At 64.6% G+C, this 15,554-nt stretch carries 16 protein-coding genes; 9 read left to right on the top strand and 7 right to left on the bottom strand.

Going from position 1 to position 15,554, the window contains the following annotated elements:
* Window positions 1-164 precede the first annotated feature (164 nt).
* A complete protein-coding gene (locus tag ACNFH5_RS17615; RefSeq protein ID WP_416748096.1) occupies window positions 165-845 on the bottom strand; it encodes a hypothetical protein in 681 nt (226 codons plus the stop codon).
* A 399-nt stretch (window positions 846-1,244) separates the two neighbouring features.
* Window positions 1,245-2,039: an SDR family NAD(P)-dependent oxidoreductase gene (locus ACNFH5_RS17620; protein WP_416748098.1), complete on the bottom strand. Its 795-nt coding sequence runs from the start codon at window positions 2,037-2,039 to the stop codon at window positions 1,245-1,247.
* 108 nt (window positions 2,040-2,147) lie between these two features.
* On the opposite strand from ACNFH5_RS17620, the gene ACNFH5_RS17625 reads away from it, so the two are divergent.
* The 4 genes from ACNFH5_RS17625 (at window position 2,148) to ACNFH5_RS17640 (ending at window position 4,848) form a co-directional block, all read left to right on the top strand.
* On the top strand, window positions 2,148-3,131 hold the full coding sequence (locus ACNFH5_RS17625) for a GlxA family transcriptional regulator (protein WP_416748100.1): 984 nt from the start codon (window positions 2,148-2,150) through the stop codon (window positions 3,129-3,131).
* On the top strand, window positions 3,131-3,256 hold the full coding sequence (locus tag ACNFH5_RS17630) for a hypothetical protein (protein ID WP_416748102.1): 126 nt from the start codon (window positions 3,131-3,133) through the stop codon (window positions 3,254-3,256). The genes ACNFH5_RS17625 and ACNFH5_RS17630 overlap by 1 nt, the downstream gene beginning before the upstream one ends.
* Window positions 3,257-3,294: 38 nt before the next feature.
* Complete coding sequence (locus ACNFH5_RS17635; protein WP_416748668.1) at window positions 3,295-3,453, top strand: hypothetical protein; 159 nt, start codon at window positions 3,295-3,297, stop codon at window positions 3,451-3,453.
* A gap of 171 nt (window positions 3,454-3,624) precedes the next feature.
* A complete protein-coding gene (locus tag ACNFH5_RS17640; protein ID WP_416748670.1) occupies window positions 3,625-4,848 on the top strand; it encodes a chloride channel protein in 1,224 nt (407 codons plus the stop codon).
* Window positions 4,849-4,850: 2 nt separating this feature from the next.
* Here the strand turns inward: ACNFH5_RS17640 and ACNFH5_RS17645 are convergent, their stop codons facing one another.
* From ACNFH5_RS17645 to ACNFH5_RS17660, 4 genes are all read right to left on the bottom strand, one after another.
* Entirely contained in the window at window positions 4,851-6,824 is a 1,974-nt protein-coding gene (locus tag ACNFH5_RS17645; RefSeq protein ID WP_416748104.1) for a BCCT family transporter, read from the bottom strand.
* A gap of 507 nt (window positions 6,825-7,331) precedes the next feature.
* Window positions 7,332-7,994, bottom strand: a complete 663-nt coding sequence (locus ACNFH5_RS17650) for a hypothetical protein (protein WP_416748106.1) — start codon at window positions 7,992-7,994, stop codon at window positions 7,332-7,334.
* Between the two features lie 51 nt (window positions 7,995-8,045).
* Window positions 8,046-8,390 carry a cupin gene (locus ACNFH5_RS17655; protein ID WP_416748108.1) on the bottom strand — a complete coding sequence of 115 codons (345 nt, stop codon included), beginning with the start codon at window positions 8,388-8,390 and terminating at the stop codon, window positions 8,046-8,048.
* Window positions 8,391-8,501: 111 nt separating this feature from the next.
* The gene (locus ACNFH5_RS17660) at window positions 8,502-10,430 is read right to left on the bottom strand and encodes an LTA synthase family protein (protein ID WP_416748110.1); all 1,929 of its coding nucleotides are present in this window, start codon (window positions 10,428-10,430) and stop codon (window positions 8,502-8,504) included.
* 273 nt (window positions 10,431-10,703) lie between these two features.
* Between ACNFH5_RS17660 and ACNFH5_RS17665 the strand changes: the two genes are divergently transcribed.
* From ACNFH5_RS17665 to ACNFH5_RS17685, 5 genes are all read left to right on the top strand, one after another.
* Entirely contained in the window at window positions 10,704-11,357 is a 654-nt protein-coding gene (locus tag ACNFH5_RS17665; RefSeq protein WP_416748111.1) for a hypothetical protein, read from the top strand.
* 94 nt (window positions 11,358-11,451) lie between these two features.
* Entirely contained in the window at window positions 11,452-11,862 is a 411-nt protein-coding gene (locus ACNFH5_RS17670) for a hypothetical protein (protein WP_416748113.1), read from the top strand.
* Between the two features lie 55 nt (window positions 11,863-11,917).
* Window positions 11,918-12,262, top strand: coding sequence for a VOC family protein (locus ACNFH5_RS17675; RefSeq protein ID WP_416748115.1), 345 nt, complete (start codon window positions 11,918-11,920; stop codon window positions 12,260-12,262).
* Window positions 12,263-12,378: 116 nt separating this feature from the next.
* Window positions 12,379-13,353: a quinone oxidoreductase family protein gene (locus tag ACNFH5_RS17680; protein ID WP_416748117.1), complete on the top strand. Its 975-nt coding sequence runs from the start codon at window positions 12,379-12,381 to the stop codon at window positions 13,351-13,353.
* 49 nt (window positions 13,354-13,402) lie between these two features.
* Window positions 13,403-14,332, top strand: coding sequence for a LysR family transcriptional regulator (locus tag ACNFH5_RS17685; RefSeq protein WP_416748119.1), 930 nt, complete (start codon window positions 13,403-13,405; stop codon window positions 14,330-14,332).
* A gap of 65 nt (window positions 14,333-14,397) precedes the next feature.
* Here the strand turns inward: ACNFH5_RS17685 and ACNFH5_RS17690 are convergent, their stop codons facing one another.
* Window positions 14,398-15,387 carry a zinc-dependent alcohol dehydrogenase family protein gene (locus ACNFH5_RS17690; protein WP_416748121.1) on the bottom strand — a complete coding sequence of 330 codons (990 nt, stop codon included), beginning with the start codon at window positions 15,385-15,387 and terminating at the stop codon, window positions 14,398-14,400.
* Between the last annotated feature and the right edge of the window lie 167 nt (window positions 15,388-15,554).

Below are 15,554 nucleotides of genomic sequence, written 5' to 3' on the forward strand. Positions count from 1 at the left end.
TGGCCCAGCATCAGAAGACGATGCCGAAATCAGAGGCCGGATATACGTGTGCAGTCGGCACGGGCGCCAAAGTGACGGGAGCTTGCAATGAGGGGGAGTCCATATACGGACGCTCAACACTGCTGACAGTAAAGAGCTGCTAGCGTGAGCGACCCCGGCGAAGATCACTCAAAATCCATCTTGTTGACGCTCGTAATGTACGCGCCCTGCTTGAATAGTCCCGCATCGCCGAGCTCCATCACACGCGACGTCAAGGTGACGTACTCATGAAACAGCTCAGGTTTGCTCTGGGCAAGTTTGTCGCACTGCTCCGAGCGCAGATTTCTCAGCAGGCCGCCTTGAGTTCTTATCTTCACGACCAGGCTGGAAGCGACTCTACGTGCCTTGGCAGGAGGCATCCGCTCAAGCGAGCCCTCGTGATAACGGAGCAGGCTCGACTCCAAGCCGATAGGGCAACCCCCTATCTTGTCCAAGCGATCCGGAACGCTCGATAGCATGTTCAGAGCCGAATCCAGTTCGCCGCTATCGACCAATAGATTGGCAATCGATAGATCATTCAAAATACAGCGCGCCTCCAGGCTGCTGCAGTTCTGTGCCCGCACGTATTCCAGAAGCCCTTCCTTGCGAGATGCCCCTTTTTTGAGGCTCATGATGTTGAGCGCCTCGTCCTTGGCCACATTGCCTCTCGATCGGTTGAAGTAGTCCGCATCCCACATCTCGTCGATTATCCAACGAGACTCGTTTCGCGCGCTTTCCCCGAGTTTCAGGCTGATCAGCAACCCTGCAACGGCTAGGCAGAGAATGAAGAGTACGAATACAGCCAACCATTTCGCCGCATTGCTCACCTAGATCTCCTTTCCCTGGTGACCCTTTCGATCGTCATGGCTCAGCTCCAATGAAGCCAATGCCAAGCTTTCGGGTGCAGAACAGATAACCCATTAGTGACCAGTGACGCCAGAGATGCAAAAGTGGCTGAGTGACAGCTGTTCCATCCTGCGGGTAGGCGGGTGTAACAGATCAATTCCGCCGCTGCACTGATCAGCATCGAGCGGCCAGGAGCCTGAGCGTCCGCTATGGGTCGGTGGCAGACGGTGAGTCACCTGTCTGCGAAATCCTTAAAGAGATGGGGCGATGTGCGCCAAGCCACGTTCGACGCAGGCTAGCAAGCCCGACTGAACATCAGTCCGCCGGTTTGAGCACACCAGGCCGAGCCTGCTCAGCAGCAGGCTCGGCACTCTGTTACCTCAACCCTGATATCTGGCTGCCGGCACGCTGCGCGACAAGTTGGGCAGCAGTTTCTGGCGCGCCGTTTCATAGTCATTCAGGTCGGCGATTTCCGGTAGCGCCGGAATGGTGACGAATTCGCCCTGGTCCAGCCCGGCCAGAGCCGCATCCACCATATCGTCTGCCTTCATCACGATGGCATCCGGCAGATACTCCAGCGGTGTGCCGGCCAAGCCCCAGAAGTCAGTGGCGGTAGCGCCGGGCAGTACCACCTGCACCCGAACGTTCTTGTCCGCCAGTTCATGACGCAGCGATTGGCTGAAGGCGAGGACGAATGCCTTGGAGCCGCCGTACACGCCATTGAGCACCTCTGGCGCAATGGCAACTATGGAGGCGATGTTGATCAAGGTGCCGCCACCGCGAGCCACGAAGCCGGGCACAGCCGCGTAGGTCAGGCGCGTCAGGACGTTCACGTTGAGCGTGAGCAGATCCTCCAGTTTGTCGACGTTCGATTCCAGCAAGGGGCGAGTGGCACCGATACCGGCGTTGTTCACCAGTACGCGGATGCTGGCATCCGAACGGAGCAGTGCTTCGACGCGGGCCAGATCGGCCTTGTCGGCAAGGTCGGCGACCTCCACCTCGATGGAGCGCCCGGTTTCATCGCTCAGGCGCTTGGCCAGCGCATTCAGGCGACCACGATTACGGGCAACCAGGATCAGGCCATAGCCACGACGGGCCAGGCGTTCGGCATAGATGGCGCCAATACCGGAGGAAGCGCCGGTGATCAGGGCAGTACCAGGGTGAGAGTGACTCATGTCGATTCTCCAGCGGTGGTTGGGAGGAACTGGAGATCAGGATGCAGCGACTTGGCTGCATCTCAAATGACGTATAAGGTAGTGATTCAGGACACCAGAGAATCCATCATGCACCGCATCGGCTATCTGCTCACTGACGGGTTCCAGGTGCTCTCCCTGGCCACCCAATCGGTCTTCGAGTTCGCCAATCTGGTGGTCGGTGAGCCGGTCTACAGCGTCGAGCATTTCTCGCCGTCCGGAGGCCTGGTTCGCTCCTCGCTGGGGCTGACCATGGAGACCCGCCCCCTGCAAGCACCGCGATTGGCCGACACATGGATAGTGGTCGGGGTCAACGACCCGGTGGAGAGCGAGACCGATCCTGCGCTTCTTGACTTCGTGCGCAAGGCTGGCAGCCAGGCGCGCCGCACCGTCGGTATCTGCACTGGCGGCTTTATCCTCGCAGAAGCAGGACTGCTCGCAGGGCGACGCGCAACAACCCATTGGGCCTACGCCCAGGCCTTGCAGAAACGCCATCCGCAGATCACGGTCGAGGAAGATCGCATTTACATCGTCGACGGCCCCTTCTGGACATCGGCGGGCATGACAGCCGGCCTCGACCTGGCCGTCGGCATGGTGGAGAAAGACCTTGGCGCAGAGGTCGCTCGCTCAGTGGCGCACAAGCTGGTGATGCACCAGCACCGCTCAGGTGGCCAATCACAGCATTCTGAAATGCTCGACCTCGCCCCCAAGTCCGATCGCATCCAAAGCGCCTTGAACTACGCCCGTCAGCACCTGAAGCAACCGCTGGGCGTCGAGGAGCTGGCCGATGTTGCACACCTCAGCCCGCGCCAATTCACCCGCGTGTTCACCGCCGAGACGGGACAATCCCCAGCCAAGGCCATCGAGGGCCTTCGCCTGGAAGCTGCCAGGTTGATGATCGAGCAGAGCCGCCACTCACTCGATGTGGTGGCCAGGGAGACGGGCTTCCGGGATCGCCGTCATATGCGGGAAGTCTTCATGCGCGGCTTCGGCGTTCCTCCACAAGCAGTGCGCCGAGATGCTCGCAGGGTGGTTCCGGGTCACTCAGGCGTGACTGATGGGGACGCAGGCTGATGGCTGCTTTTGAGTCCGCCCTGGCGCCAAAGTGGAGTCAACACTTCACGCTCGCGCGGGCCTCCGCCCATGCTGCGGAAATGCCCGCCAGCGTGGTGAACATGGTCGACGATATGACGCTGTGACCACGCCCAATATCGATCGCATCGCCAGGAAAGGCGTGATGATTTCGGATGACGACGCCGAACCCGGCTGCACGCCCGGACGCGCGGCGTTAACCACTGGCCGGTCGCCGATCCGCACCGGGCCCTGCGACCGGAAGGTCCAGCGGGATCGGCACTCGGGCGCGCCAGCACTGAAGGTTTTCCAGTACAGCCGGTAGCGACCATACTCGGTCTTTGTGCAGCGAACCTCCTACCCGCCCATGTCCGACTCTGACCTTCAAGCTGAACCTGTCGCGCGAGACGCCTTGATCACCAGCAAACGCCAGCGGCGGCTCCTGCGCTCGCGCTGGCTGAAATGGCGACAGCATCTCGCATTCTGGGTCGGCGCATTGCTGGTGGGGCTCGTGGCCCTGGCCTTTGCCTGGCTGGCCGACAGGTCCTTCGGGTTGTTCCAGCGAATGCTGCAGGTTTCCCCCTGGCTCCCGCTGCTGGCGACGCCACTGGGTTTTGCCCTGCTGGCCTGGGTCACCCAGCGCTGGTTCGTCAATTCAAAAGGCAGCGGCATTCCGCAGGTGATTGCCGCACTGGAATCGCCATCGCGCCGTTTTCGCGCACAGGTGCTCGCGCTTCCGGTGGCACTGGTCAGGATGTTCTTCACCCTGGGCGCCCTGCTGGTCGGTGGTTCGGTCGGCCGGGAGGGGCCTACCGTGCACGTAGGAGCCGCGGTGATCTATGCCTTCGGCACACGCCTGGGCCTTCATGGCCGACGCACCGTGGCGGGGCTGATCCTCGCGGGAGGCGCCGCGGGCATTGCGGCAGCATTCAATACACCTCTTGCGGGGATCGTCTTCGCCATCGAGGAATTGAGCCGCACCTACGAGCAGCGTTTCAGCGGCCTGGTGCTGACCGCCGTGCTGATCGGCGGCGTGGTTACGCTGGGCCTGATGGGCCATTACTCCTACTTCGGCGACATCAGCGGCAGGCTGCCCACCGGCTGGGGCTGGAGTGAGGTGCCCGCCTGCGCTGTGCTGGGCGGTGTGCTCGGGGGGCTGTACGTGAAGCTGGTTCTGCCGACGCAACATGGCTGGATTGGCCGGATGTGTGCCCTGCGGGAGCGATTTCCCGTGCGCTTCGCCGCGGCCTGTGGACTTGCGCTGGCGCTACTCGGGGTGATTTCCGGCAATCACGTGTTCGGCACCGGCTACGAAGAAACCCGCGCGCTCCTGGATGGCAATCCGGTGACCGACGCCAGCTTCCTGCTATGGAAGTTCCTCGCCAATGTGGTGTCTTACCTGGCTGGGATTCCTGGCGGCCTGTTCTCGCCATCGCTGAGCGTCGGCGCGGGCTTCGCGCCATTACTTTCCCTGCTGCCGGGGATCAATCCGCAAACCTGCGCGCTGCTGGGCATGGGAGCCTACCTGGCCGGTGTCACCCGCTCGCCGCTGACCGCATCGGTAATCGTGCTGGAGCTTTCCCACAGTCCGGACCTGGCCATTCCCATGCTCGCGGCCACTCTGATGGCCTCTGCGATTTCCGGCTGGATCGCGCCCGTGTCGCTGTATCACGCCTTGGCCCGGCAGGTTCTCGACAAGGTGGCGCCGAACCGTCCGTGACCTCAGCGTACGACGTGGAGGTAATGCAGGTGCCTTTCGTACTGGTCGAGGATGTCGGAGATCACGTCATCGCGGGCCCAGCCCATGACGTCGTAATCCTGCCCGCCCTCGCGCAGATGCACTTCGGCACGGAAGTACTTGCGCGCCTCGCTGCCCTCCTCCTCTTCCAGCATCACGAAGCTGGGACTGGTGAAGGCCCGAGGACGGACTTCGTAGAGGAAATGGCCCTCCCCCGGCTGGGCCAGTTCCAGCGCCACGCGGCCATCTTCACGCTCCAGCACCTGGGCGTCATGGCCCTGCTTGCGCAGTTCTGCCGCCACTTCCTCGCAGGCAGGGCGCACCACTTCAGCGATGAAACGGGTGACATGGGCGCGCCGGGGACGCATGGCAATGCCGCGCAGGCGACGTTGCCAGCCTCCGTCATGGTGCGGTGCGTGGCGCGGCGCCGGCAGCGCCTGGTTGCGCAACCCGCGCCGTGTGGCGTCCAGATGCAGGGCGCGGAATAGCCCCCAGATCGACGCCAGCAGGATCGCCGAGAATGGCAGCGCGCTGGCGATGGTCGCTGTCTGCAATGCCTTGAGCCCATTGGCCAGCAGCAATGCGACAGCCACCACACCGATGCTCACTGACCAGAAGATGCGCTGCCATAACGGTGAGTGGGCATGCCCCGAGGACGCCAGCATGTCCACGACCAGTGCGCCGGAATCAGCCGAGGTGACGAAGAACACCACCACCATCAGCACGGCGACCATCGACACCACGCTGGACAGCGGGAAGTGCTCAAGGAAGGCAAACAGCGCCAGGGAGCTGTCCTGGTCCACGACGGCGGCCAGGTCACGCACGCCTTCATTGAGAATCATGTGAATCGCCGAATCCCCGAACACCGTCATCCATAGCAGGGTGAAACCGGCCGGCACGAAGAGCACGCCACAGACGAACTCGCGGATGGTCCGCCCGCGCGAGATGCGCGCGATGAACAGCCCCACGAACGGCGACCAGGACAGCCACCAGCCCCAGTAGAGCAGCGTCCAGCCGCCGATCCAGTCAGTGGGTTCATAGGCGTAGAGGTTGAAGGTCTTGTTGACGATGTCCGACAGATAGGCGCCGGTATTCTGCACGTACGTCTGCAGCAGGAATACGGTCGGTCCGAGCAGCAGCACGAACAGCATGAGGATCACCGCCAGCGCCAGGTTCAGCTCCGAGAGGATGCGGATGCCCTTGTCCAGACCGCTGGCGACCGACAAGGTCGCCAGGGCGCAGGTCACGGCAATCAGAATGATCTGTACCGTGGCATTCACCGGCAGACCGAACAGGTGATGGAATCCGCTGTTGATCTGCAGCACGCCATAGCCCAGGGAGGTGGCAACGCCGAACACGGTGCCGAGGATCGCGAAGATGTCCACCGCATGGCCTATCGGGCCGTGAATGCGCTCGCCGATCAGCGGGTAGAGCGCCGAGCGCAATGTCAGCGGCAAGCCCTTGCGGAAACTGAAGTAGGCCAGAATCAGGCCGACGATGGCGTAGATCGCCCACGCGTGCAGGCCCCAGTGGAAGAAGGTGATCTTCATCGCTTCGCGTGCCGCGGTGACGGTCCCCGCTTCGCCCACCGGCGGGCTGGTGAAGTGCATCACCGGTTCGGCCACGCCGAAGAACATCAGGCCAATGCCCATGCCGGCTGAGAACAGCATGGCGAACCAGCTGCTGCTGCGGTACTCCGGCTCGCTGTGATCGGGGCCGAGCTTGATGTCGCCATAGCGACTGACCGCCAGGAACACCACGCTGATCAGAATCAGCGCTACCGCGAGGATGTAAAACCAGCTGGCGTTGGTGAAGATCCACTGCTGGATGTGCTCGAACTGCGTCTGGGCCTGGCTCTTGAACAGCACCGCATAGAGCACCAGCAGCAGGATCAGGGCCGCGCTGGTGTAGAAAACCGGCGGATTCAGGGTGCTTCGTGGCTTGCCGGAAGCGCTCATCGGGAAATTTGCTCCTGTGCAACGACATTGCGCGCACCGACGTCCAGGCCACGGCATGATTGGCGGCACACCAGTCCAACGGTAACGCGCCCAGCACTCGTAATGGCTTGAGAGGCGCACGGCACAGTGCCCTGAACTTCAGGGCAACGCGTGGCACCCTGGGGTTCGCCCGCGCCAACCCATCCACGACGAGAGCCTGGTGCAAGGCCCTGGAGCGATCCGCATCGGGTCTGCACAAGACTAGTCGACGATTCCTCCCGGCGAGGGCAATGCAGCGAAAGCGGCGAGGATGGCCTGACACTGGCCGGGCACAAAGGCTGTGGGCCCGGCAGTGTGGCGGCGGTCCATAGAGGTGCGCGGAAGACGCCAGCGCGTGCTGCGCGGCTTTCACGGCGGGGCCGGGGGACGTCGCACCCTAGCGCTGGTCGTTGAGCAGACTCGCATGGCACTGGCGCTGAATCTTTCGATGACACGCCAAACCCGCCGGAATCCGCCTGCGTGCCGGGCTCAGCCGCCCAGCGCGATGATCGCGAACAGCAGGGCCGTTCCCACCACCGCCAGCGCCACGCCGCCTGCCCAGGGTGAGCCACCGGAATAGCGTGCGAGCATCCAGCCGGAGAGGAACAGCATGGCCAGCGCCACTGTGTTCGACGCGCGAATTGCCGGGCCGGTCTGGTCGATCAGCAGGAAGGGAATCACCAGCGGGAAGGTCGCCAGCACCACCAGCAGGAAGGTCGCCAGCGCGCCCTTTACGTCCTCCCAGCCGATCCGCGCCTGGACGGGCGTTCCTGCGGTACCCAGCAGGCGAAGGCGCAGCATCTCCAGCCCCTCCACACCCGCCGCCGAGGCGATGCGCGGCGGCAATTGGTCGGCGATGAGGCCCTGGCCGTTGCGCGGATCGGCGCTGCCCTGCAGGCGCTCCATCAGCGAGCGGCTGCGGGTACGTTCGGTCCAGGTGCGCATCAGGTAGATCACGGCATCGGCCAGGCCCCAGGCGAGGTTGCAGCCCAGGGCGGCGATCAGCATGGTGCGCACTTCTTCCCGGCCGGAGGTCGCCACGCTCAACGAGCCGATGAAGGTCATCGCCATCAGCAGGCCGAAGATCACTTCGGTGATGCGGTCTACGGGATCGAGCACCCGCTGCCAGGTGCCCTTTTCGACGTTATCCATCACATGCCTCCAGGGTGGTGGCGATCCGCAAAGCTCAGGTCGAACGCGTCTTCATGCGAGCCGGACGATATCGACCGAAACTTCCACGGCCGTGACATTGCCGCGGTTTTCCAGCCAGTGAAGGGTGTTGTGGTCCTCGGGCCAGCCGACGCCCGGCCCGTAGTCCCTGGCGATGCCGTTGCGATGGTCGGTGATGGTGCCCTGCAGGATGAATACCGTGCCAGGCCGGTCCACGTGGTCGTGCAGCGGGCCGAAGACACCGCCGGGCTCGATGGTCACCCGGCGCATCCGCAGTTGGCGGCCCGCCATGCCTTCGATCTCGGGGCCGAGGTCGACCGAGGCAAGCAGCTCCACCGTCACGCCTCGGGTTTCAGGTACTACCTCTTCGCTGTTCATGGTGCCGGCCTCGTTGAGCGACAGCTCCTCTGTGCCAGTAAAGACGCTGGCACGGGCAGTTCTGAGCGAGGCGACAAAGGGTCGTTCCGCAGGGCCGCGGAGCCGGCGCGATCACTGCCCCGCCGTCGGCTGCCAGTCCAGCAGGTGATGGGTAAAGCCGTAGCTCGCCGACTGGTAGTAGCTGATCGCGCGGTCCACCAGCGGGTCATCCGGCTTCGCCGGCACTTCGGTGCTCGCGCCGAGTGCCTGGTTGTGCCGACGCAGTTCGCCGCGCGGGCTGAGGATCGCCAGGTCCTGGCCGTCGAACAGCCCCAGGTGCTGGTAGTTGCCGATCACCACGCGCGGCGGCAGGGTGTTCGGCGCCATCAGGTTGCGCCCGTAGAAGGTCGAGGTGTAGCTCAGGTTGAGGATCGACAGCAGGCTCGGCGCGAGGTCCAACTGGCTCGCCAGCTCTGCGCGCTCACCGGCCGGCAGCAGCTTGGGCGCGTAGATGAACAGCGGGATCTGGTAGTTCGCCACCGGCAGGTCTTCCTTGCCGGCGCTACCTGCGGTGTGGTCGGCGACGAACACGAACAGGGTGTTGTCGAACCAGGGCTTGCTCTTCACCGCCGTGAGGAACTGGCCGATGGCATAGTCGGTGTACTTCACCGCGCCGTCCCGCCCCTCGCCGGAGGGGATGTCGATCCGGCCGTCCGGGTAGGTGTAGGGGCGGTGATTGGAGGTGGTCATCAGTTGCAGCAGGAAGGGCTGCTGGCGCGCATGGTCTTCGTCCGCCACCTTGATGGCCTGGGCGTAGAGGTCTTCGTCGCTCATGCCCCAGGCGTTCTTGAAGTGGATGTCCGACTCCTGGACGCTGGACTGGTCGACGATGCGGTAGCCGTTGCCGCCGAAGAAGGCATTCATGTTGTCGAAGTAGCCACGGCCGCCATACAGGAACACGGCGTCGTAGCCGACGTTCTTCAGTTGCTGGCCGAGGCTGGCGAAGCCGCTCTCGCGTCCCACGCGCTTGACGATGGAGCGACCGGGCGTCGGCGGGATCGACAGGGTGATGGCTTCCAGGCCTCGGTCGGTGCGGGTGCCGGTGGCATAGAAGTTGTTGAAGTAGAGGCTGTTGCGGCGCAGCTCGTCCAGATTGGGGGTGAGGTCGCGCTCGTCGCCGTTGCTGCCCAGGTATTTGGCGCTCAGGCTCTCGATGGTCACCAGGACGATGTTGTAGCGCTTGGGTGCGCCTTCGCTGTCGATGCGACGGCGAATGTCCATCGGATCATTGCCGGTGAAGTGGGCGGCAGGCTCTGCCAGTTCGGAGCGAATCTGCTGGGTCACCTGCTGCGCCGGCAGCGTGGCGTAGAACTGCGGGTAGTCCAACTCGTTGTTACGGAAGGCGGCGAAGAACTGGTAGGGGCCGTTGCTCGCCAGCTCGCGGGCGTAGGTGTTGCCGTCCTGGCCGCGTGGGGCGTCCTGGTCCACCAGGACGCCGGCCAGCAGCGCCATCGCCACCAGGCCAACTCCGCCCAACAGGCGCTGCGACAAGGATGGCACTTCGGCCTGGACCAGCCGCCCCAGAACCTTGAACAGCGCAAGGGTCACCACCAGCGAAACAGCCGCCAGGATGCTCAGCAGCAGGCCGATGGGATAGGACTCGAGGATGTTGTTGAGCACCTCGTCCGAATACACCAGGTAGTCGACCGCGATGAAGTTGAAGCGCACGCCGAACTCGTCCCAGAACAGCCACTCGGCCACCGCGGTGAAGAGCATCACGTAGACGCTGGCGAACAGCGTGGCCGTCAGCAGCCAGCGCCATGATTTCGCGCGCCAGACCCGTGCGGGCATCAGCAGCAGGATCACACCCATCGGCAACAGGGCGTACACCAGGAAGCTCAGGTCGTAGAGGACACCGATGGCGAAGACCGCCAGGTGGCCCGAGCCCACCTCGGGCAGGTGGGCCAGCAGGAGGACCGATCGGGTGAGGAAGAAGACGATCAGCCAGAGCAAGGCGACCAGCGCCAGGAAGCGCGTTGGAGCCGAGCGGAAAAGTTGCATGGGGTGTCCCTTGTAGTAGTCCGTCATGCGCGACACGGTGCAGCGCAAGTCAGCGCCGGTGCCGGCAGCCGGGGCGGGACACTACAAGGTGAAAGGAAAAGAAATCGTCAAATTAAGCTGCGGGTTTCGTGAAGTGCCGATGAACCGGAATCGATCAGGTTCACCGCAGGCTACTGGCAGACGAAAAGTTCCGCTCCACGTCTTTTTCACATGTCCTTGACGAGACCTTGATCGCGCGATTCGACAATGGCGGTAACTGACGAGTCCGCGCCCATGAACGAACCCCAACGCCTGTTCGCCTCCCCCCACGACCACGATGCCCACTCCGGCAGCTCGTTCAGCGGCGGGCTTCGCCTGCGGATTCGCCAATGGCGGCAGAAGCGCTTGCTGCGCCTGGCCCTGCGCATCGCCGAAGAGCCGATCCTGATGCTGGAGGTCTCGCAGTGCCCCGGCGCCAACTGGCCGGTGCTGCTGGAACACAGCAATCGCATCATCGTGACGACCTGCCCGTTCCCGGATTCGCTCGAGCAAGCCCACCAGAAGCTCCCCGAGGCGATGAAACGGCGCATCCGCGAACTGCCCGCGCCGCAGGAGAACGCCGAGCTGCGCAAGGGCTCGGTGGATTGCCTGCTGCTTCCGGAAATCCCCCCTACCGCCTGCAACCGGCAGAACATCCGGCTGCTGAACCAGTGGATATCCATCACCCGCGACAGCGTGATCCTGTTCGCCCGCATCGACCATTCCAGCCCCACCCTGGCGGCGGACCAGGCCTGCCCCTGCGGCTCCGAGCCCCATCCCGGCGGCCCGGACTTCGCCAGCGCTCGCGCCCTGGAGCGGGAGTTCCAGCGCCTGGGCTTCTCGCAGATCCGCCACTACAACATCATCCCCGGCGTGGACGGCGTGCGGGTCTACATCCTGCGCAAGTGACCGTTTGCACCATCCATCGGCAAGCCGGCGAATTCCAGGGTGCTCGCTATACTGCTCTTTTGCCATCATCGTGAATTCTGAGGGGTGCCTCCCCATGCAGAGCAGTCCGGTCGTGCGCTATATCCCATGGCTCGCCATGGCGTTGATCCTGGGCAGCCTCGCCGGCTGGCAGATCGGCAATGCCATAGGGCTGAACGGAAACCATTGGTTCCCCGAGCCTGAATTCAGCTTCGAGATCCTGGTGGCCACCAGCGGCACACTCTGTGGCGCCCTGCTGTCCTACGCCAGCGAACGCGGGCCGGTGTGGCGAGCGACCGGGGTCCTCGCTGGCACCTGCTTCATCGTTGCCGTGCTGGGTTATTGCCGGCATAGCCTGGGCGTGCCGTCCCCTGACATGGAGCTGCTGGCCTATGCCCGGCAATTCATCCTGCAGACGTTCGGCATCTGGATCTCGCCGCTGTTCGGCGCAGCGCTGGTCGCCCTGCTGCGGGTGATTCTTCGCTGATGGCATCGCCCACTCATGCCATGATCACGACTCCACGCCCACACCTGGAGTCCCCATGCCGCTCACCCTGCTACTGCGCTGCCACGATCTGGACCTCACCCGCGAGCATTACCGCGACACCCTCGGCTTCACCGTAAGCGACTCCGCACAAGGCACGCTTACCGTGCAACTGGAAGACTGCCGCCTGCTCTTCACTGCCCAGGACCTCTGGGAGCGCGAAGCGGGTTGCTCCGGCACGGTCTACCTGCAACTGGCCGACGTCGCGCGCTATTACGCCGCAGTGAAAGACCAGGCGCAGATCGCCTGGCCGCTGCAGGACATGCCCTATGGCTCGCGCGAATTCGGCGTACGCGACTGCAATGGCTACCACCTGGCATTTGCCCAACTGAGCGGCGCCTGATCCAGAGCGTACGATTGCTGCATGCCATGCAGCTATGTCCTGCACGATCCCTGTCTGGCGCAGCAGAATCCTGTCCCTAGACTGGCGGGCAACACCTACCAGCCAGGGACAACACCATGATCACCCGCGTACTCCTCGAAACTTTCGGCGGTCCCGACGTGCTCCAGCTCGTACCGGCCCAAGCGCAGCAGCCCGGCCCCGGCGAAGTGTGGCTGGAACAGGCCGCCATCGGCGTCAACCCGCTGGACCTCAGCCAGCGCTCCGGCGCAGTGAAGGTGCCGCTGCCCTCCTCGCTTGGCCTGGAAGGCGCAGGCACCGTGGCGGCCATCGGTGAAGGCGTGACCAATGTGCAGGTCGGCGATCGCGTCGCCTACGCCACCGGCCCGCTCGGCGCTTACGCCAGCGCTCGGCTGTACCCGGCGCAGCGCCTGGTGAAGCTGCCGGACTCCGTCAGCTTCGAAGACGCCGCCGCCGTACTGTTCAAGGGCATCACCGCACAATATCTGCTCAAGTCCACCTGGCCGGTCTGCCCCGGTTCACGTGTGTTGATCTATGGCGCCGCCGGCGCGCTGGGACAACTGATGGCGCCCTGGGCCAGGCACCTGGGCGCCTTCGTCATCGGCGTGGTATCGAAGCCACAGAGCATCGAGCGCGCCCGCGCCGCCGGTTGCGACGCGGTGCTGGTCTTCGATGCGCAAACGCTGGCGGAGCAGGTGCGGGAAATTACCGACGGGCAGAAGGTCGACGTAGTCTATGACCCCATCGGCCGCACCACTTTCGAAGCCTCGCTGGACTGCCTGCGCCCGCGCGGCCTGCTGGTGAGCTTCGGCATGGCTTCCGGTGCACCGCCAGCGGTGGAAGTCGCCACGCTGAACGCCAAGGGCTCGCTGTTCCTCACCCGCCCATCGCTCGCCGCGCACACCGCCACGGCCGAGGAATACCAGCAGCGCGCGGAGGACGTCCTGCAAGCCGTCGCGGACGGTATCATCCAGCCTCGCGTGTGGCGCCGTTACCCGCTGGCGGACGTCGCCCGGGCCCACGCCGACCTGCACGAAGGCCGCTCCGAAGGGGCCCTCGTACTCACGCCATGACCGACACCGCCAGCCGCCGCCCTGGCGGATTCGCCGAATTGGGAGCCTTATGGATCTGTTCGATAGTCGCCAGGCCGACGAACTCGCCACCCTCCTGGCGCTGGCCGAGCACGGCTCCTTCGCCGCCGCCGGCCGCGCCCTGCAGCGCCACCCGTCGGTACTGTCCAAGCGCCTCGGCGCACTGGAGCAACGCCTGGGTGTGCGGCTGGTGGAGCGCACCACCCGACAACTGCGCTTCACCGACGAAGGCCAGCGGCTGGTCGAGCGCCTGCGCCGCGCCGCCAGCCTGATCGCCGAGGCCCAGGACGAAGCCAGCCGCAGCGCGGCCCTGGTCCAGGGCCGCCTGAAGCTCGCCGTGCCGGCGGCCATGGGTCGGCTGTGGCTGAGCCCGATCCTCTCGCGCTTCGTCCTCGAACACCCGCAGGTGACGCTGGAGGTGGAATACTCGGAGCGCTTCGTCGACATCGTCGCCGAAGGCTTCGACGCCGCCATCCGCATCGGTGAACTGGCCGACAGCCGCCTGCTGGCGCGGCGGCTCTGCGATTTGCGGCGCATCCTCTGCGCGGCACCCGCCTACCTCGAACGCCACGGTACCCCACAAGCCCCGGCGGAGCTGGCCAGCCACAACTGCCTGGGTTTTACCGGCCTGCACTCCTGGCCGGACTGGAAGCTGGCCAACGGCAACCGGCAGCAGACAGTCCGTGTCAGCGGCAACCTGCACAGCAACGACAACGAAGCGCTGCTCTCCGCGGCGCGCCTGGGCGTGGGCATCCTCGCTGGCGGCGAATGGCTGATGCAGCATGACCTCGACGCCGGTCGGCTGGTGCGCGTGCTGCCGGGCTGGCAACTGGATACCGCGGCCGGCATCTATTTCGTGCGTCCATCAGCGCGCTACAACTCGGCCGCCAGCAAAGTATTCAAGACCTGGATCGAGGAACAGTTCGCCGACGGCGCGCCTTGGGAGCAGCGCAAAGGCTGATCCGCTGAATGCAGCAACAGGCGCCCGGCATCAACTGCCGGGCGCCCGCTTGTTGCCCGCTCGCGTCAGACCGTGACGACTATCTTGCCCACCTGCTGGTTGGCCTCGAGGAAGCGGTGCGCGTCCTGGATCTGCTCCAGCGGGAAGGTCCGCGCAATCACCGGGCTCAGCGCACCGGACTCCAGCCCCTTGACGATGAACGCCTTGGCGCGCTCCAGTGCCGCCGGGTCGGCAACGATCTCGGCGTAGAGGTAACCCTTCAGCGTCAGGCTCTTGCCCAGCACGGTGAACAGCGGGAACGGCGTCGGCTCGGGGCTCAGCGCGCCGTACTCGAGAAGAATGCCGCCACGCGCCATGGCCTGGGTCAACACCTCGAAACCGGGGCCGCCGATGGGGTCGAACACCACGCGGGCGCCCTGCCCATCGGTCAGTGCCATTACTCTCTCGACGATGTCTTCATCGTCGCTGACGATCACGTGATCGGCACCGGCCTCCAGCAATGCCTGTTTCTTCGCCTGGGTGCGGGTCACGGCGATGGACGTGGCACCGACCATGCGGGCGATCTGGAAGGCTGCGAGGCCCACGCTGCTGGACGCGGCGGTGACCAGCACGAACTCGCCCTTCGACAACTTTGCCTGCTCCACCAGCGCGCCCCAGGCGGTGACGTACTGCATCCAGGACGCGGCAGCCTGCTCGAAGCTGAGGTTGCGCGGGTGCTTCACCACCAAGTACGCCGGCACGTTGGCCACTTCGCCGTAGGTGCCCCAGCGGGCGATGTCCAGCGGCGGGATCAGGCTCACCGCATTGCCCACCGCGACGTCCTTCACCGCACTGCCCACCGCGCTCACCACGCCGGCGGCCTCGTAGCCCAGGCGGCTCGGGAACTCGGCTTCCTGCAGGTAGGCGTGGTTGCGGAACATCACTTCGGCGCGATTCAGGCCGATGGCCTTGACCGCGATCTGCACCTCGTCCGCTGCCGGGGCGGGTACATCCACCGCCTCCAGCTTAAGGACGCTGGCGTCACCGTATTGGTGGATTCTGACAATGCGAGCCATGGCAAACCTCTTCTCGATCGGAGGCCGGGACGGAAACGCCGGCCGGAATGGGAGTGTAGAAAGTCCCCGGAGCGGTGCTCGACCGTCCGCGACATGGGGGAAAATCTAGGCGTTGGCCCGCACCGGATAAAGACCTAGGATGGCCACACACTTGAAACACAGAGTTT

This window comes from Pseudomonas sp. NY15435 (assembly GCF_048068295.1).
Taxonomy (GTDB): Bacteria; Pseudomonadota; Gammaproteobacteria; order Pseudomonadales; family Pseudomonadaceae; genus Pseudomonas.